Below are 17,337 nucleotides of genomic sequence, written 5' to 3' on the forward strand. Positions count from 1 at the left end.
GCGATTCAGGTCAGCGAATGGCGGCGCCACAGCCCCGCACACGTCGTGAGTTCGCCGGCGTAGGTGTCGAGTCGCAGCGCGCGCGTGGTGAGGGCCGCGGAGCGGTCGGGCTCGGCGGCGTCGTAGTCGTCGGCGAGGTCGGCGGCGCCGGCGGCCTCGACGCGGCAGAACGAGGCGGCCCGCTCGAGGGCGACGGCGAAGTCGCCGGTGAACACGCCGCGGAGGATCTCGTCGACGAGCGCCATCAGCTCTTCCGGGCCGGCCGGCGTCGGGGCTCCCGCGACGACGATGTCGACGCCGTGGCGCACGGTGCGGCCGCGTTCGTAGAGGAGCGCCGCCGTGCGCGCATCGTCGCGCACCATCAGCTGCAGCAGGTACAGCCGCCACAGCGCGCCGGGCAGCGAGGATGCCGGTGAGTGCGACCACAGCTCGGCGAGGGTGTCGATGCCGTGCGTGTCGGTGAGCGTCACGAGGCGATCCACGACCTCGTCGGAGGGCTCGTCGCGCACCCGCGTCAGCAGAGCGGATGCCGTGGCGTGCGCCGCACGCGAGACCTCGGCCGGATCGGTGGAACCGTATCGACGGTCGAAGGTCGACGCCGGGCGCTGCACCGGGCGGTGGTATTCGCGGGGGGTCTCGCTCCGGTCATCGCTCACCCGACCAGGCTACCCGGGCCTCAGGCGGTCGGGATCGCGAACAGCGGGTCGGTCGTGGGGGCGCCGCCGGGCGCGCCGCCGGCGGGTTCGACGGTCACGGCGATGGTGTCGCCCGGTTCCATCGTGCCGGCGAGCTCCGCGGTCGCGGCGGTGCCGTCGGCGGCGAACGTGCCGGCAGAGATCGGCGCATTGCCGCGCACGTACCAGAGCTCGAACGTCCGGTCGGAGGGGAGCGTCGGCAGCCCCTCTGCGACGAGCACGACCTTGCCGACGCTCGGCGACCAGTGCACCGTCGCGGTGCCGCCCCCGAAGTCGGTCTGCGCGGCGGCGGCGTCGGGCGCGGCCTCGATCTGCTCGAGCGCGGTCACGGCCGTCGGCGTGCGCCACAGGTCGGCGACCGCCCCGGTCCCCCACCCGATGCCGACAAGCAGCGCGATCGAGGCGACGAGCGCGAACACCCCGCGACTCCAGTTGCGGCGCTGCACGGCCTGCACGACCTCCGTCGGCGGCGAGACGGGCTCCGTCCGCGGGGCGGGTTCGGCGGGTTCGGCGGGCCCGGCGGGCTCGGCCGCCTCAGCGTCCTCACCCGGCTCGTCGACCTCCGAAACCTCCGCCGGGACGGATGCCACGGCGTCCATCGCCACCGTCGCTTCGGCATCGGCAGGCTGGCGCGATGTGGCATCCACGGCGCCCAGCGGCTCCACGCCGGGCGCAACGCCCGCCGGCTCGACCGCGATCGCGCGCAGCAGCGCGGAGCGGGCGCCAAGCGGCGGCGACACAGGCGCGGCCCCTTCGGCGAGCGCGGCGGCCGTCCCCGCATCGGCCTCGACGATGCCGCGCCACTCGGGGTGCGCGGCCAAGGCATCCTGGTAGGCCTGCTCGTCCTCCGGCGAGAGCGCAGCGACGGCGTGACCGGCCGACAGCTCGGCGAACTCGTGCACGTTCATCTCGTCACCCCATCTCGTTGCGCAGGCGCGACAGCCCGTCGCGCATCCTCGTCTTGATCGTCCCCAGCGGGGCTCCGGTGAGCACCGCGATCTCGCTCTGACTGTAACCGCCGAAATAGGCGAGGGTCAGCGCTTCGCGCTGCGCATCGGGCAGCGCATCGAGCGCCCGCGCCACGCGCCTGCTCTCGATGCGCAGCTCGACCTGCTCGTCGACCGCCGCCGGCGGGCTGTGCAGTTCACGCAGCCCCGCCCGCTCGTCGCGATCGGCGCTGGACTGCGCCGATCTCACGCGGTCGACGGCCCGTCGATGCGCGATCGTCATCACCCACGTCCTCCCCTGCCCCTTCTTCGGAGCGAAGGACGCAGCGGATTGCCAGATCTCCAGAAACACCTCTTGCAGCACTTCTTCGCACTGCGCGCGATTGACGAGCACGCGCAGGATCAGGCCGAACACGCGCGCGGAGAGCAGATCGTAGAGCTGCGCGAACGAGCCCTCGTCGCGCACGGCGATACGGCCGAGGAGCTCGGCGACGTGATCACGCGCCGGCGAATCCTCCGGCACGTCCACGCCGTCGATCACCATCTCCCACAGCATGCCTCATCCCGCCCGTTCTCGCCGTATCGGCGCCGACCCCCTTGCTCACCCGAAGGTGAACGAGTAGACCTCGACGCCCGGGTCGACGTCGACGGTGACGACCCGGGCCTGCACGGAGTCCGTGCGCGCGATCTCGTACCCGGCGCGGTGTGGATTTGGTCGCTCAGTGGCGGTGTTTTGTGATCGCTGCGTAGCGCTAGGTTCCTTAGACGAGGATGCTGGCGGCGGCTAGTCCGTCGCCATGCTCCGGGTTTCTCCGCGGCCGGGGCGGAGCATGCGCAGGCCGTTGAGGATGATCAACGCCGCGCTTCCCTCATTGAGGAGCAAGCCGGTGGTCAAGGACATCCACCCCGCCAAGGCGGCAACGATGAGCACGGCAACAACGGCCAGGCTCAGGGCGATGTTGATCTTGATGTTGTTCCGGGCGCGACGCGACAGGCGGATGGCGGCAGGGAGCCGGTCGAGCTCGTCGGCCATGAGCGCAACGTCGGCGGTTTCCAGGGCAACATCGGTGCCGGCGGCCCCCATCGCGATGGCCAGGTCCGCGTTGGCCAGGGCAGGGGCGTCGTTGACTCCGTCGCCGACCATCGCGATTACGCCGTACTTCTCGCGCAGCTCGCGCACCGCGGTGGACTTGTCCTCTGGGAGCAGTTCGGCCCGGTAGTCGTCGAGTCCGAGGGCCTGCGCGGTAGCTCGGGCGACTGTGTCGTTGTCGCCGGTAAGCATCAGGACCCGGTCGATCCCGAGCGCGCGGAGCTCAGCCACGGCACTCTTGGAGTCGGGGCGTAGCTGGTCGGCCACAGCCACCACGGCGAGGGGTTGGGTGCCCTCGCGCAGCACGACAGCGGTGCAGCCCTCGGCTTCGGCGGCGGCCAGCGCCTGGCTGATCAGAGGGTGGGCGCGGTCGGCGCCGGTGGGGCGGCCGATGTGAAGGGTGCGGCCGTTGATCGTGGCTACCATGCCGGCGCCAGGTAGAGCGTGGGCACCGTGGGCGGCAGGGACAGCTAGCCCTCGATCGCGGGCGGCCGTGACGATGGCGGTGGCGATGGGGTGCTCACTTCCGGCCTCGACTGCGGCCGCCAGGGCCAGGGCCTCGTCGTGGTCCGCGCCATCGAAGGGCACGACCCTGACCAATGCGGGCCGTCCGCGGGTCAGGGTGCCGGTCTTGTCGAAGGCGACGGCCTTGATGTCCGCCAGGCGCTCAAGGTAAAGCCCGCCCTTGATCAAGATGCCGTCCTTCGCGCCGCGCGCGATAGCGGTGACCACGCTGACGGGCACGGAGATCACTAGGGCGCAGGAGCATGAGACCACCAAGATGACCAGCGCCCGGTAGATCGCCTCCTGCCACTCGAATCCGAGCAACGGCATCACCAGCGCCACCACGAGGGCAAGGCCGAACATGGCCGGTGTGTAGACGGCGCTGAACTTGTCCGCGAAGCGTTCCGCGTCGCTGCGGTTTGCCTGAGCTTCCTCAACCTGCTCGATCACCCGGGCTAGGACCGTGTCGTAATGCTCCTTGCTGACCTGCACGTGCAGGACGCCGTTACCGTTCAGGCTCCCGCCGAAGACCTCGGTACCCGTGGTGGCCTCCACCGGCACTGACTCTCCGGTCACCGGGCTGGCATCGACCCACGAGACACCCTGGACCACTTCGCCATCGGTGGGCAGCCGCTCGCCGGGCCGGACCAGGACGACATCGCCGGGGTGGAGCTGCTCCGCCGCAACCGCCTCGGTCGTACCGTCGACGGTGAGCCGGTTTGCTGTCGGTGGTGCCAGCTCCATCAGTGCGCTGATGGACCCGCGGGCCTTGTCGGTCGCATAGGCCTCCATCGCCTCGCCCAGGCTGAAGATGACCACGAGCATCGCCGCCTCCTCGATCACCCCCAACGCGATCGCGCCGATGACCGCTACGGCCAGCAGCACGGTGATCGACAGCCGCTTGTTGCGCACCGCCCGGACTGCGCTGCGCAGCGGATAGGCGCCGCCGATGAGGATCGCGATCCAGAAGAGGATCAGCGCCACCGGCCCGGAGCTATCCGTCCACTCCACCACCAGGCCGGCCACCAGCAACACCGCGGCGACGGCCAGCGTCACCATCTCGGGCTTCTGCCACCATCGACGCCGGGTAGGTCGCGCCGAGATAACCGCCTCTGCCGTTGTCATGGCACCAGGACTCATCTACTTGCCTCGTCTCCGGTTCGTATTCGCCTCGAGCCAGCAGTGGAAGCCTCAGCTGCGGACCGGGCGGGCCGAGCCAGCCGGGACAAGCAGCAGCCCCGACTTCTGCGCAGCCTCGACGACCGCGTCGTCCGTGACCCTGCCGTCGTGAGTCACCAGCACGATACCGGAGGCCAGCGCGTCGACCTCCCTGACCCCGGGCAGGGCCTCGACCGTAACGAGGTCCCCGGCGCAGGACACGCACCCGCCCTCGGTGGCGCGGTACTTAGAACGGAGCAAAGGGCTGGAAGCAGTCACAACAGTTCTCCTTGGGTCGGAAGACTTCGATGATTATCGAAGTCTGCCAGTGTGGCACAGGACTTCGATGTGTGTCAATATCTACGGATGTCGATGTCATTGACTCCCGCTCCGGAAGCCACGCTGGGGTACTGCACGCCGTTGGCACGCGAGCCCATCAGCACCGAACAGGCCGAGGGTGTTACCCGCATGCTCAAGGCTCTGGCGGATCCAGTTCGGCTGCGACTGATTTCGATGATCCTGTCCCACGTAGGTGGCGAGGCGTGCGCGATGTGCGACCTGACCGAAGGCTTCGACCTGTCCCAGTCGACCCTCAGCCACCACCTCAAGGTCCTGCACGATGCCGGCCTTGTTGACCGCGACAAACGCGGGGTATGGGTCTACTACAAGGCTCGCCCCGAGGCGATGGGCGCCCTACGCACTCTCTTCAGCAGCGACCTCGCGGACCCGAACGACTGAGCCCAGGGGTTCACGAGGAGCGACGTCAGAACAGGCCACGGACGCGCGCGGCCTTCTGGCCGACAGTGGCGCTAACTGCCGCTGAAGTTCTCACCTTCGTGATGTCGCGTCCGCTGTACTGGCTGTTGTGGAGACCACCCGCGTTGGGATCGTCAAGGTCGGTGAGCAGGGAGTATTGCACGAACGCAATTTGAATCTGTGCCATATCTGCAACACGGCTCGCGTCTCGGTAAACAACAGCTTTTCGAGACGCGGGCAGGGCGCCGTGCTTCACGACCGACCGCCGCATGATGACGCGAAGCAATCTGTCTCCATAACTCGTCTTGCCGCAATTCGTCTTGCATGGGTGCGTGTAGGGGGTTTTTGAGTCACACTGACGTTATGAGGCTTTTGGGATACACGCGAGTGAGCACGACGAGTCAGGATGCGCAGCTCCAGCTCGACGCACTGGTCGCGGCGGGTGTGCAGAAGCGCGACGTGTTCGCGGATGTCACCTCGGGAAGTCGCACGGCGATCGAGCGCCCAGGGATGAAGAACCTCCTTGAGCATGCGGCCGAGGGAGACACCGTCGTCGTCTGGCGAGTTGACCGCCTGGGACGGTCCCTTATCGATGTTTTGAACACGGTGAACCTTCTGCGCGAACGGGCCGTGAATGTACGGTCGATCTCGGACGGGATTGACCCGTCTACGTCAACTGGTCGGCTCATGCTGAACATGCTCGCCACTCTCGCAGAGTACGAGCGGGAACTGATCGTTGAGCGCGTCACCGCGGGGATCGCGGCCGCCCGCCAGAACGGGACCCGGTTCGGTCGACCTCTTTCGGACCCGACCGTGATTGCGGACAAGTTGGAGTTGGCGAGGGAAGCGCGCGCGAAGGGGCGTACTGCCGAAGACGCCGCCCGACTCGTCGGGTGGAGCCGCGCCACTCTCTACCGTCATCAGCAGGCGGACGCGGCCCGCGAGAGCGCTGCAATGTAGCTGGTGTGGGATGGACGGTGAGGAGCGGTGGCGGATTCTTCGGCTGCATGTCGAAGACCAGGTCCCGCTCGCCACACTTGCCCGAGACACCGGAATCAGCGCCCGCACGTTGCACCGCTGGCACCACCGGTACCGCGACGGGGGAATCATCGGGTTGGATGATCATCCTCGCGTCGACGCGGGAAGGCGGCGCACCGCGGCTGAGACGGTCGCGTTCATCGAACGGCTCGCGCTGACCAGACCGCGCCCGAGCTTGGCTACTCTGCATCGCCTCACCATTGCCGAGACGAACCGGCAGGGCCACCCGGCTCCCAGTTATGCCACGGTACGAGAGATCGTGCGCTCCCTTGATCCCGCGCTGGTGACGTTGGCGTTGGAAGGACCAGCGTCGTACCGCGACCGTCACGAACTCGTTCTCCGCCGCCGCGCCGATCGGCCGAATCAAACCTGGCAGTCCGATCACACCCAGCTGGACATCCTCATCGTCGGGACCGACGGAAAGCCCGACCGGCCATGGCTCACGACGGTGATGGACGACTACTCTCGCGCGATACGCGGGTACACCGTCTTCACTGGAGCACCCTCGGCACTCAACACCGCACTCGCCCTCCGGCAAGCGATCTGGCGAAAGAGCGACCCCGCCTGGGCGATGTGCGGTCTCCCAGACATTCTGCACGTCGACCACGGCTCCGACTTCACCAGCCACCATCTCGAGCGCACCGCGATCGCGCTGCACATCCGCATCATCCACTCCATCGTCGGCCGACCCCAGGGTCGCGGGAAGGTTGAGCGGTTCTTCGGGACCGTCAACACCGAACTCCTCGCCACGCTCCCCGGTCATCTGGGACCGGGCAGCCGAACCCCGACGCCGGCGATTGACCTTCCCGCATTGGACCGCATGATCGGCGCGTTCGTCGCCGTCTACAACGACCGGCGGCACTCAGAGCTCGGGATCTCCCCGAGGGACGCGTGGGTTGCCGACGGATGGCTTCCGCGAATGCCGGACAGTCTCGAGGACCTCGACACACTCCTCCTCACTGTGCCTAAGAACCGGATCGTCCAGCGGGACGGGATCCACTTCCAAGGCCAGCGATACCTCTCACCCACCCTCGCCCCCTTCGTCGGGCACACCCTAACGATCCGGTACGACCCCCGTGACATCTCCGAGATTCGCGTCTACGACCACGACACCTTTATCTGCGTGGCCATCGACGAATCCCACCCCAACCTCCGCCTCAGTCTTCGCGAGATAGAAAGCGCCCGACGCGCCCGCCGACGCGAGCTGCGCAAAAGCATCAACGAACGCATCCCGACCGTCGTCAGCCGGATGGAACCCCGCCAGACCGCACCCGCACCGCGACGCAACCGGCTGCGCACCTACGAAGAGGACGAGTGATGGGCCAGGCATTCATCGTGACCAAGGAACACCGACGCTTCAGCGAGTTCGCGAACGCCGTCCGGAAGGAACAGACAATCGGCATCTGCCACGGCGATGCCGGCGTCGGCAAAACTCAGTCCGCCCGCAGATACGCCAACTGGGACAACCTCGCGCCCTACATTGATAAGTGGGGACCGCGCAGTGATGCCGACGCCGGCTTCTACGCCCTCGCCAACCGATCCCGCACCGTCTTCTACACCCCTGAGGTGCTCCCGCGACCGAAGGACCTCGTCCGTGAGATCGGCCACTGGCAGAGCATGGTCAACATCTGCGTCGAAGAACACCAACGTGCGATCGGAAAAATCACCGGACCGCGCTCACCCGGCCGAACCTTCGTAGAACTGCTCATCATCGACGAAGCCGAACGGCTCACCCCCATGGCCCTGGAACTACTGCGGGACCAGCACGACCGCACACACCTCGCCATCATCCTCATCGGCATGCCCGGCATCGACCAACGCTTCCGGCACTACCCCCAGCTCTACAGCCGGCTCGGGTTCTCCCACCACTACCGACCTCTTGGTCGCGACGAACTCCTCTTCGTCCTTGACAGACACTGGACACGGATCGGACGCACCCTTGATCCGGAAGACTTCACCGACGCTCAAGCCATCGCCGCCGTCGAACGCATCACCCGAGGCAACTTCCGACTCCTCGAACGGCTCTTCCCCCAAATCGCTCGAGTCCTGAAAATCAATCAACTCGAAACCATCACTGATGACGTCGTCGAAGCCGCCGCAAGCATCCTCGTCATCGGTGACTAGGACCACGGAGCGATCACACAACGACGCCACCGAGCGTCAAAGGTCACACCGGCGCGGGGGGCGCCGGCGGCCGTGCTCGTCCGTCCGCCCCGGCGCGGCCCGGTACGCTGGAGGCATCAGGGCCTCTAGCTCAGTCGGTAGAGCATCGGACTTTTAATCCGCGGGTCGTGGGTTCGAGCCCCACGGGGCCCACCCTGCGACGACTCATCCGGTGGCGCGATTCCACGGTCAGGCGTACGCCCCGGCGAGGCGGCTGAACACCTGCCCGACGAGCGCGACGGACCACGCGATGGTGACCGCGTAGCCGACGACGGTGACGGCGATCCACACCCAGAGGGGCGGCCAGCCGCCCGACACCGTGCGACGGCGCAGCACGACGGCGCGGCCGATCATGTAGACCGCCGCTCCCCCGCCCAGCAGCGAGAAGAACGACCATGCCCAGTGGAACGGCGCCGGCACGCCCCGGCGGCGAAGCTCCCGCCAGTCGAGCCAGCTGAACACGATCCCCGCGCCCATCGCCGCCCAGCTGAGCAGCGAGACGCCGAGGGTCCGCAGCTGCCACTGCTCCATGTCGGTGACCGCGCCACGTGACTCGATGCGCAGCATGGCATCCAGGTATCCGTTCCAATCGATCAGGAAGAGCGTCGCGAACGGCAGCACGGTGGCGACGATCGCGAGCCAGATCCAGACCGTGTTCGTGTCGACCTGCACCTTCGAGGGCATGCCCGTCGCGGCATACGCCGCGGGCGGCGCGGCGGCGTACGGCTGCGCAGCGTAGGCGGGAGCAGCGTAAGACGGCGCGGACGGCGCCGGGGCGGGCGCCACGGGGGCATCCCGCTCGTACGCCGTCCACTGCGCCCCGTCCCACCAGCGCTCGCGCGGCGCGCCGCTCGGGTCGGGATACCAGCCCGCCACCACGCTCACGCGGAGACCGCCAGCTCGGCGCCCGCGTGGGCGAGCTCGGCGAGCGCCGCCTCGGACGGCTCGGGCGCGACGCCGGCGACGAGGTCGGTGAGCACCCGCACATGGATGCCGTGGGCGATGGCGTCGAGCGCCGACGCCCGCACGCAGTGATCGGTCGCGATGCCGGTCACATCGGCCTCGGTGACGCCGTGCTCCGCCAGGATCTCGGCGGCGGTCCGGCCGTCGTCTGCCGTGCCCTCGAACAGCGAGTAGGCGGGCACGCCCTGTCCCTTGCGCACGTGGTGGGTGACGGCGCCGGCCTGCAGCAGCGGGTCGTACGCGGCGCCCGGGGTGCCGGCGACGCAGTGCACCGGCCACGTGTCGACGAAGTCGGGCTCGCCGCCGAGGGCGATGTGCCCGCCGTTGTCGGAGTCGGGGTCGTGCCAGTCGCGCGACGCGACGATCACGTCGTAGTCGCCCGCGTGCGCGGCGAGGTAGGCGGAGACGCCCGCCGCGACCGCATCGCCGCCGGCGACGGCGAGCGCGCCGCCCTCGGTGAAATCGTTCTGGACGTCGACGATGAACAGTGCTCTGGTCATGATCCGAGGGTATCGGCGTCGCGCTCCGCCCGGACCACCGGGAGGCGGTACTCCTCACGGACGAGCAGTTCGAGCTGACGCACCGTGAACGCCGACTCGGCCACGAGGCGCCACCGGCTCACCGGTGCAGCGCCCCGCGCCGGACCGTGCGGCGGCAGCACGAACGGCCGCAGCTGCCGGTCCCAGGTGAACGCGGTGTCGACGCGCAACACCGTCCGCCATCCGTCGTCCGTCCCCGCTTCCAGGCGGAAGCGGTGGCGACCCGCCGCGTCGACCGTCACCGTGAGGATCTCCGGCGAGCCGTCGACACCGGTGACCGCCACCCACTCCCCCGGTTTCAGGGCCACGCCGGGCGACGCCGCGTCGTCGTCGACGGCGTCGGCGGGTGATCCGGCGGCGCGGGTGGATGCCTGCACCTCGGCATCCGTCGTCAGGTCGCGCAGCACCGTCGGCAGCCGTCCGTGCGGGGTCAGCGACGGCGGCTCGTCGGCGGGCGCGCTCCCCCACGGCTCGGGCTCGTCGGACAGCTCGATGTCGAGGGTCGCGCCGCGCGCGACGCGCTCGTGCGGCAGGAACGCGCTCGCCCAGGGCTGTCCGTCGAGGAGCACCGACCGCACGAAGCGTCGGCTCCGGCTCGCTCCGGGCGCGCGGATGACGAGCCACGCATCGTCACCGAGACGAACGCGGGCCTCGGGCACCGCGGGCGCGACGATGACGTAGCCCGCGGTCGCGGGCACGAGCGGATAGAGGCCGAGCGCGGCGAACACCCACCACGCCGCCATCTCGCCGTTGTCCTCGTCGCCGGGCCAGCCCTGGCCGATCTCACCGCCGGTGAACATGCGCTCCACGGCGGTGCGCACGGCGTGCTGCGCGAGGTCGGGGCGGCCGGCGAACAGCGCCATGAACGGGATGTGGTGGGCCGGCTGGTTCGAGGGCGCCCACTGCCCGGCGCGCAGATTGCGGGCCTCGACCATCTCGTGGATGACGATCGGGTACGACCCGCGGATGCGGTCGTCGCCCCGCTCGGGCACCGCGAAGAACTGCTCGAGCCGCCGGGCGAGGGCCTCGCGTCCGCCGTGCAGCGCGGCGAGCCCGGCCCCGTCGTGCGGCACCGAGAAGGCCGTGCCCCAGCCGTCGGTCTCGGTGTAGTCGAACCCCCAGACGGTGGGGTCGTACGCCTCGGCAGCCATCCGGAACCGCCCGCGCGCGTCGCGGCCGAGGAAGAACCCCGTGCGCGGGTCGAAGACGTGCGCGTAGGAACCCGCGCGCGCCGTGAAGTACGCGGCCGCCGCCACGAGCTCGCCCCGCCGCTCGTGCGCGGCGGGGACGCGGTCGAGGAGGGCGCGCGCCAGACGCGCCACGGCGAGGTCGTTGATCGACCCGTCGAGGGTCCAGGTGAGTCCCTCGTGGGTGTCGGTGTCGACCCATCCGCGGTAGGCGGAGGTCGCGAGCCCCTTGCGGCCCAGGCGCGGGTCGGTGGAGGGCACGCTCGCGTTGCGGAGCGCCGCGTCGAACGCGTTCCAGAGGTCGACCGGCACCCCCGCGTCGACCGCCTGCGCGGTGACGGTGTCGAGCGAGGTGCCCGTCATCGAATCGACCGGGCCGGGCGAGGACCACCGGCTCGTCCAACCGGACGCGCGATAGTGCTCGATGAACCCGTCGAGCAGCCGCCCCGCGCGTTCCGGGTCGAGCAGCGCGTAGAGCGGCCACGCGGTGCGGTAGGTGTCCCAGAACCCGTGATTGACGCTCAGCTCGCCCGGCAGCACGCGGGCGCCGGTGCGGTCGGCACTCGACCCGTCGACGGGATGGAACGGGCTCGCATAGCGCGGATCGGGGTCCTCGGCCGTGCCGAGGTTCTCGTGCGCGCGGGCGGGGAAGAGCCCCACCCGGTAGAGCGCCGTCGCCATCATGGCGCGCTGCTCGACCGCGGCAGCGGATGTCCCGTCACCGGCCGTCTCCCCGTCGCCGCTCGGCAGCCCGATGCGGCCGATCCAGGCATCCCACGCATGCCCGGCGCGTTCGCGCACCTCGTCGAACGGCGCATCCGCCCCGTCCAGCGCGAGGTTCCGCTCGGCCTGCGCGGTGCCGATGAAGCTCGTCGCGAGGCGCACGGTGACCGTGGCCGAGGCATCCAGCGCCACCCGCACCCACGCGCGCGGCGACTCCCCGGGCGTCCGCAGGCCCGTGCGCACGCGGTCGGCCGCGACGATCGGCCGGTCGAGCTGCGCGTGCAGGTACGCGCGCGGGGAGGCGGCGCGGTCGCGCTGGGCCTCCGTGCCGTCGTCGGTGTACGCGCGCAAGGCGTCGCCCGGCACACCCGTCTCGCCGGGCAGACTCACCGCGCCGTGCCCGTCGATCTGGTCGAACACGAGCACGCCCTCGGCCGTGCCCGGCGGGAAGCCGACGCGCACGAGCACGGTGTGGTCGGTGGCCGTCATCTCGACGCGGATGCCGCCGTCGAGCGTCACCCGGTAGTCGTGCGGACGGGCGATCTCGTCGTCGTGCGAGAAGCCGAGCGCCCGCGCCCCGGGCGAGGTGGGTACCGGTTCTCCCGGCGGAGGCGGCAGCACCGGCATGACCTGGAACGCGCCGCGCTCCCCCATCCACGGGCTCGGCAGGTGCGACGTCGCGAACGCCTGCAGCACCGACCTGTTGTCGGAGGTGTTGTCGGCGTGCCACGTGTACGGCCAGCGGGCGGAGTCGGCGCGGGTGACCGGGATGCCTCCGACGAAGCCGCCCGGCACCGCCACGGTCGGCGCGGTGTTGCCGCGCGAGAGGGCGGGCGTCGACATCGTGCCCTGCCGGGTGCGCGCCCGGTCGGCGGGGCGCTCCGGCTCGGGTGCGACCGGCCCGATCGAGATCGTGTCGAGCCAGCCGACGAGCGTCCGCCGCCCGGCGCCAGGCGCGCGCGTCTCCACGACGCGCAGCCGCACGCCCGCCACGACGCGGCCGGCGACCGCGTCGAGGGCGACGCGAACGAGATTCCACTGGTCGGGGTGGAGCGCGGCGCCCTCGTGCTGGGCGCGCGGATCGAGCGCGACCCCGTACTGGTCGCGCACCCCGTACGCGCTGAGGAGCGAGCCGTCGTCGAGGACGAGGTCGAGCGCCACGGCGTCGGCGGCGAACCCGTCGCGCACGTCACCGGTCGCACTCCATTCCGGCAGCACGGCGTAGCGCAGCTCGTCACCCGGCACGATGCGCCGCTCACGCAGCTCGGCGCCGAGATCGGGCGTGACCGCCACACGGCCACCGGTGAACGTGTAGCGGATCGCCGCCCTCGAGGTGAACCCGGCGCCGGGCCGCGAGGTCACGGCGTGCGCCGCGGACGGACCGGTGTCGTACCGGCGGCCGCCGAACCACGCGGCGATCCGCCGGGCGAGCCGCCAGACCCACCCGCCCACGCGCTCCGCCGCTCGGATCATCGCCCTCCGCTGTCACCGCCGTCTCGCCGCCACAGCTTCGAGGGCCACCAGATGACGCGTCCCAGATCGTACGCCGCCGCGGGCACGAGCAGCGAGCGCACGACGAACGTGTCGAGCAGCACGCCGAACGCGACGATGAACGCGAGCTGCGCGAGGAAGAGGATCGGGATGACGCCGAGCGCCGCGAAGGTCGCCGCCAGCACGAGCCCCGCCGAGGTGATCACCCCGCCCGTCGCGACGAGCCCCCGCAGGATGCCGGGGCGCGTGCCGTGGCGCAGCGACTCCTCGCGCACCCTCGACATCAGGAAGATGTTGTAGTCGACGCCGAGCGCCACGAGGAACACGAAGCCGTACAGCGGCACCGCGGGGTCGGCCCCCGGGAAGTGGAACACGTGGTTGAACACGAGCGCGCTCACCCCGAGCGCCGCCCCGAACGAGACGATGACACTCAGGATCAGGAGGATCGGCGCCACCACGGCTCGCAGCAGCAGCATCAGGATCACGAGGATCACGAGGAGGATCACCGGGATGATGACGGTGCGGTCGCGGATCGAGGTGTCGTTCGTGTCGAGGTCGATCGCCGTCGGTCCCCCGACGAGCACGGTGCCCTCGCCGAGCCGGTCGGCGAACGCCCCGCGGAGCTCTCGCACCGTGTCCTCCGCGGCGAGCGAGTCGGCCTCGTCGCCGAGCGTCGCGATGAGCAGCACGTCGCCGTCGGCGACCGTCGGCGCGGGCTGGGCGGCCGCCGGCGCCCCGGCCGCGGCCGGCGGGCCCGCGGTCGTGTAGACGACGTCGCCGCCGGAGAGCTCCACCTGCACCTGTCCCGACGGGGAGTCCTGCGACGCCGCGGCGACCGAGTCGACGCCGTCGCTGTCGCCGAGCACCTCGAGCGCGGTCGCGACGTCGCCCTCCGGCACGATGACGTAGGCGGGGCTCCCCGACCCGGCGGCGAAGTGCGCGGCGAGCACGTCCTGTCCGTCGCGCGCCTCCGAGGCCCCGAGCACGAGGTCGCTCTGCGGCACGCCGTCGGCCTTCAGCTGCAGCACACCCGCCGACGCTGCGAGCAGGACAACCGTCGTCACGATCCAGACGAGACGCGCGTGCCGGGCGATGAGGCGCGCGAGGCGCTCCCAGAAGCCGTGGACCGGGGCATCCGGGTTCGTGACGAGCGCTTCGACGTCGGCGCCCGCATCGCGCGCGGTGCCGGTCTTGGGCAGGAACGGCCAGAACGCCGCCCGGCCGACGAGCGCGAGCAGGGCGGGGAGGAAGGTCAGCGCCGAGAGCACCGCGAAGACGATGCCGATCGAGGCGATCGGTCCGAGCGCGCGGTTGGTCGCGAGGTCGCTCAGCAGCAGGCACAGGAGGCCCGCGATCACGGTGCCGCCCGAGGCGAGGATGGGCTCGAACGCGCCGCGCCAGGCGGTCGTCGTGGCATCCCATCGCCGCCTGCCCTGCGCGATCGCCTCGCGGAAGCGGGCGACGTACAGCAGCGCGTAGTCGGTCGCGGCGCCGATCACGAGGATGAAGAGGATGCCCTGCACCTGGCCGTTCAGGACGAATACGCCCGCCTTCGCCAGCCACCACACCGTCAGGAGCGCGACGCACAGCGCGAACGTCGAAGTGAGCAGCACGAGGATCGGGAGGAGCGGCGATCGGTAGACGATCACGAGGATGATGAAGACGGCGCCGAGCGCGACGCCGAGGAGCAGTCCGTCGATGCCGAGGAAGCCCTGCACGAGGTCGGCGGTGAAGCCGGCGGGGCCGGTGACCCAGGCATCCAACCCGCTCGGCAGGTCGTCTGCGATCGCCGCGCGCACCGCCTCGACCGTCTCGCCGACGTCGCCCGAGGTGTCGATCGGCACGAACAGCTGCACCGCCTCGCCGTCGTCGGACGGGATGCCGGGCGACACGTCGCCCACGCCGTCGGCGTCGCCGATCGCGGCGGCGAGGTCGCCGATGCTCGCGAGCTGCTCCGGGGACAGCGCCCCGTCGCCGGTGACGACGACCACGGCGGGGATCGTGTCGCCGCCGGTGAAGTCGGCGAGCCGCTCCTGCACCTGGGTGGCCTCGGCCGAGGAGGGCAGGAAGCTCGACTGGTCGTTGGTGGAGACCTCGTCGATCTTGCCGAAGTAGGGTCCGCCGATCGACCCGCCGACGAGCCAGATCAGCACGAGGAGCACCGGGATGCCGATTCGCAGCCACCTGGTCGGGGTCGCCGAACGGTCGCTCGAGGCGGCACGGCGCGAGTCGGCTCGGAGAGTCATATCGCTAGCTTATCTAGCAATCTCGTCCGCTGTCACCCGCGGAGGAAGAAGACCACCCAACCGGAGACCAGACACAGCACCCCGAGTGCGAACAGTCCCGCCGCGGCGAGGGTGACCGCGCGCAGCCCCGGCGGACGGCGCTGCAGCCGCATGCGGCTGGTCCACCCGTGCCGATACCAGATGTCGGCCTGCTCACGCCCGGCGAGCGCGGATGCCTCGGCCGGCCCGGCGACCGCGCTGTTCGCGTCGCCGTCGGCGTCGAACCACCGGACGACCGTCACCTCGCCCGTGGGGCCCCGTTCGGTGTCGACGATCGCCTCGGCGGGCAGCCATGTGCCGTCAGCCGCCCAGAGGATCGCCATGACAACGGCGAGCACCGCCGAGCCGCCGAAGCCGACCCACGTGAACACCTCGAGGAGCACGTCGGTGACGTCGGACGAAATGGCGGACATGGCGGCGTCAGTCTATCGACGCGCGGCAGGGCTGCCGATCATGGAGCACGCGTGGGGACGCGGAGGTGTGGAGCCGCCCAAGGGAATCGAACCCTTGACCTTTTCATTACGAGTGAAATGCTCTGCCGACTGAGCTAGGGCGGCGCGGACGACGGGCGTCCGACGTGTGCCGGCGCGGGCGCCGTGCACGAAGAACGATCTTACAGGCTCCGCGGGCCACTCGCGAACCACGCCCCGCACCTCCGCGACGGAGCTCCCCCCGGGCCGCTCGGTGACCCCGTGTTACGGCCGATTGGCCCGCGCCCGGGCACGTCCGTAGCGTCGAAGAGGCACCGCGATGAGGCTGGCGCGGCACCCGGACGACCGATCCGCGCTGCGCGGTGCCCCGACCCACAAGGAGCACCACCATGAGCACGAAGAAGTCCCTGGCCGCGATCGCGCTGGCCCTCCCCCTCGCACTCCTCCTCGGCGCCTGCGCCGGCGGATCGTCCGACACCGCTGCTTCGGGCGACGCCTCGGGATCGTCCGAGACCGTGAAGATCGGCGTCGTCGGCGCCGGCGACCCGTACTGGGAGACCTACAAGGAGGCCGCGGCCGCCGAGGGCATCGACGTCGAGATCGTCAACTTCGACTCGTACGACCAGCCGAACCCGGCCCTGTCGGCGGGCGAGCTCGACCTCAACCAGTTCCAGCACATCATCTACCTCGCCACCTACAACGTCGCCGCGTCCGACGACCTCGTGCCGATTGGCGCGACGGCGATCTACCCGCTGGGTCTGTACTCGACCAAGTACGGAAAGGTCGGCGACATCCCCGCCGGCGAGACCATCGCGGTGCCCAACGACGAGTCGAACCAGGCACGCGCGTTGCTCGTGCTGCAGTCCGCCGGCCTCATCGAGCTGAAGGACGGCGGGTCGGTGTTCTCCACCGTCGCCGACATCGAGTCGGGCTCGAAGGTCAAGGTCGAAGCGGTCGCCGCCGACTTCACCGCCTCGTCGCTGCCCGACTTCGCCGGAGCCGTCGTCAACAACGACTTCGTCTCGAAGGCGGGTCTCACCAAGGACCAGCTGCTCGCGCAGGACGACCCGTCCGACGAGTCGGCGTTCCCCTACATCAACATCTTCGCCGCGAAGGCCGCCGACGCCGAGAACCCGACGTACCTCAAGCTCGTGAAGATCTACCAGGACACCCCGTCGGTGCAGGACGGCGTGCTCGAGGCATCCGGCGGCACCGCTGTGCTCGTGAAGACCCCGGTCTCCGACCTCGTCGCCTCGCTCAAGAAGACCGAGGACGAGATCCGCGCCCAGCAGTGACCTGAACGCGTGTGCGGCCGGCTCCCTCGGGGGCGGGCCGCACACGCGCATCACCGCCCCGCCTCACCCTTC

At 70.3% G+C, this 17,337-nt stretch carries 17 protein-coding genes and 2 tRNA genes; 6 read left to right on the plus strand and 13 right to left on the minus strand.

Going from position 1 to position 17,337, the window contains the following annotated elements; translation table 11 throughout:
• Positions 1-5: 5 nt before the first annotated feature.
• From LOK55_RS00390 to LOK55_RS00410, 6 genes are all read right to left on the minus strand, one after another.
• On the minus strand, positions 6-656 hold the full coding sequence (locus tag LOK55_RS00390; RefSeq protein ID WP_229933775.1) for a DNA-directed RNA polymerase subunit beta: 651 nt from the start codon (positions 654-656) through the stop codon (positions 6-8).
• A gap of 20 nt (positions 657-676) precedes the next feature.
• Positions 677-1,603, minus strand: a complete 927-nt coding sequence (locus tag LOK55_RS00395) for an anti-sigma factor (protein ID WP_229933776.1) — start codon at positions 1,601-1,603, stop codon at positions 677-679.
• Positions 1,604-1,607: 4 nt separating this feature from the next.
• Positions 1,608-2,198 (minus strand): ECF RNA polymerase sigma factor SigK, encoded by a 591-nt coding sequence (gene sigK / locus LOK55_RS00400; protein WP_229933777.1) that lies wholly within the window; start codon positions 2,196-2,198, stop codon positions 1,608-1,610.
• A gap of 45 nt (positions 2,199-2,243) precedes the next feature.
• Positions 2,244-2,330: a hypothetical protein gene (locus LOK55_RS14350; RefSeq protein WP_374107599.1), complete on the minus strand. Its 87-nt coding sequence runs from the start codon at positions 2,328-2,330 to the stop codon at positions 2,244-2,246.
• Between the two features lie 96 nt (positions 2,331-2,426).
• A complete protein-coding gene (locus tag LOK55_RS00405; protein ID WP_229933778.1) occupies positions 2,427-4,295 on the minus strand; it encodes a cation-translocating P-type ATPase in 1,869 nt (622 codons plus the stop codon).
• A 132-nt stretch (positions 4,296-4,427) separates the two neighbouring features.
• Positions 4,428-4,673 carry a hypothetical protein gene (locus LOK55_RS00410; RefSeq protein WP_229933779.1) on the minus strand — a complete coding sequence of 82 codons (246 nt, stop codon included), beginning with the start codon at positions 4,671-4,673 and terminating at the stop codon, positions 4,428-4,430.
• Positions 4,674-4,724: 51 nt separating this feature from the next.
• Between LOK55_RS00410 and LOK55_RS00415 the strand changes: the two genes are divergently transcribed.
• Entirely contained in the window at positions 4,725-5,132 is a 408-nt protein-coding gene (locus LOK55_RS00415; protein ID WP_374107590.1) for an ArsR/SmtB family transcription factor, read from the plus strand.
• A gap of 25 nt (positions 5,133-5,157) precedes the next feature.
• On the opposite strand, the gene LOK55_RS00420 is transcribed toward LOK55_RS00415, so the two are convergent.
• Positions 5,158-5,436, minus strand: a complete 279-nt coding sequence (locus tag LOK55_RS00420) for a hypothetical protein (protein ID WP_229933780.1) — start codon at positions 5,434-5,436, stop codon at positions 5,158-5,160.
• 77 nt (positions 5,437-5,513) lie between these two features.
• Here LOK55_RS00420 and LOK55_RS00425 point away from each other — a divergent pair, with 77 nt between their 5' ends.
• The 4 genes from LOK55_RS00425 to LOK55_RS00440 all read left to right on the plus strand — a co-directional run bounded on the left by LOK55_RS00425 (position 5,514) and on the right by LOK55_RS00440 (position 8,504).
• Positions 5,514-6,110: a recombinase family protein gene (locus LOK55_RS00425; RefSeq protein WP_229933781.1), complete on the plus strand. Its 597-nt coding sequence runs from the start codon at positions 5,514-5,516 to the stop codon at positions 6,108-6,110.
• A gap of 10 nt (positions 6,111-6,120) precedes the next feature.
• On the plus strand, positions 6,121-7,506 hold the full coding sequence (locus LOK55_RS00430; RefSeq protein WP_229933782.1) for a Mu transposase C-terminal domain-containing protein: 1,386 nt from the start codon (positions 6,121-6,123) through the stop codon (positions 7,504-7,506).
• Positions 7,506-8,312 carry an AAA family ATPase gene (locus tag LOK55_RS00435; protein WP_229933783.1) on the plus strand — a complete coding sequence of 269 codons (807 nt, stop codon included), beginning with the start codon at positions 7,506-7,508 and terminating at the stop codon, positions 8,310-8,312. Before LOK55_RS00430 ends, LOK55_RS00435 begins: the two co-directional genes overlap by 1 nt.
• A gap of 119 nt (positions 8,313-8,431) precedes the next feature.
• Positions 8,432-8,504, plus strand: a tRNA-Lys gene (locus LOK55_RS00440).
• A gap of 36 nt (positions 8,505-8,540) precedes the next feature.
• Here the strand turns inward: LOK55_RS00440 and LOK55_RS00445 are convergent.
• The 6 genes from LOK55_RS00445 to LOK55_RS00470 all read right to left on the minus strand — a co-directional run bounded on the left by LOK55_RS00445 (position 8,541) and on the right by LOK55_RS00470 (position 16,096).
• The gene (locus tag LOK55_RS00445; protein ID WP_229933784.1) at positions 8,541-9,236 is read right to left on the minus strand and encodes a DUF2510 domain-containing protein; all 696 of its coding nucleotides are present in this window, start codon (positions 9,234-9,236) and stop codon (positions 8,541-8,543) included.
• Positions 9,233-9,814 (minus strand): isochorismatase family protein, encoded by a 582-nt coding sequence (locus LOK55_RS00450; RefSeq protein WP_229933785.1) that lies wholly within the window; start codon positions 9,812-9,814, stop codon positions 9,233-9,235. Before LOK55_RS00450 ends, LOK55_RS00445 begins: the two co-directional genes overlap by 4 nt.
• Positions 9,811-13,236 carry a GH92 family glycosyl hydrolase gene (locus LOK55_RS00455; protein WP_229933786.1) on the minus strand — a complete coding sequence of 1,142 codons (3,426 nt, stop codon included), beginning with the start codon at positions 13,234-13,236 and terminating at the stop codon, positions 9,811-9,813. Before LOK55_RS00455 ends, LOK55_RS00450 begins: the two co-directional genes overlap by 4 nt.
• A complete protein-coding gene (locus LOK55_RS00460) occupies positions 13,233-15,500 on the minus strand; it encodes an efflux RND transporter permease subunit (protein ID WP_229933787.1) in 2,268 nt (755 codons plus the stop codon). The genes LOK55_RS00455 and LOK55_RS00460 overlap by 4 nt, the downstream gene beginning before the upstream one ends.
• A 32-nt stretch (positions 15,501-15,532) precedes the next feature.
• Positions 15,533-15,952: a hypothetical protein gene (locus LOK55_RS00465; RefSeq protein WP_229933788.1), complete on the minus strand. Its 420-nt coding sequence runs from the start codon at positions 15,950-15,952 to the stop codon at positions 15,533-15,535.
• Positions 15,953-16,020: 68 nt separating this feature from the next.
• Positions 16,021-16,096, minus strand: a tRNA-Thr gene (locus tag LOK55_RS00470).
• 263 nt (positions 16,097-16,359) lie between these two features.
• Between LOK55_RS00470 and LOK55_RS00475 the strand changes: the two genes are divergently transcribed.
• A complete protein-coding gene (locus tag LOK55_RS00475) occupies positions 16,360-17,265 on the plus strand; it encodes a MetQ/NlpA family ABC transporter substrate-binding protein (RefSeq protein WP_229933789.1) in 906 nt (301 codons plus the stop codon).
• The last annotated feature ends 72 nt before the right edge of the window (positions 17,266-17,337 follow it).

The sequence above is a fragment of the Microbacterium sp. F2E genome (genome assembly GCF_020905435.1).
GTDB lineage: Bacteria > Actinomycetota > Actinomycetes > Actinomycetales > Microbacteriaceae > Microbacterium > Microbacterium lacticum.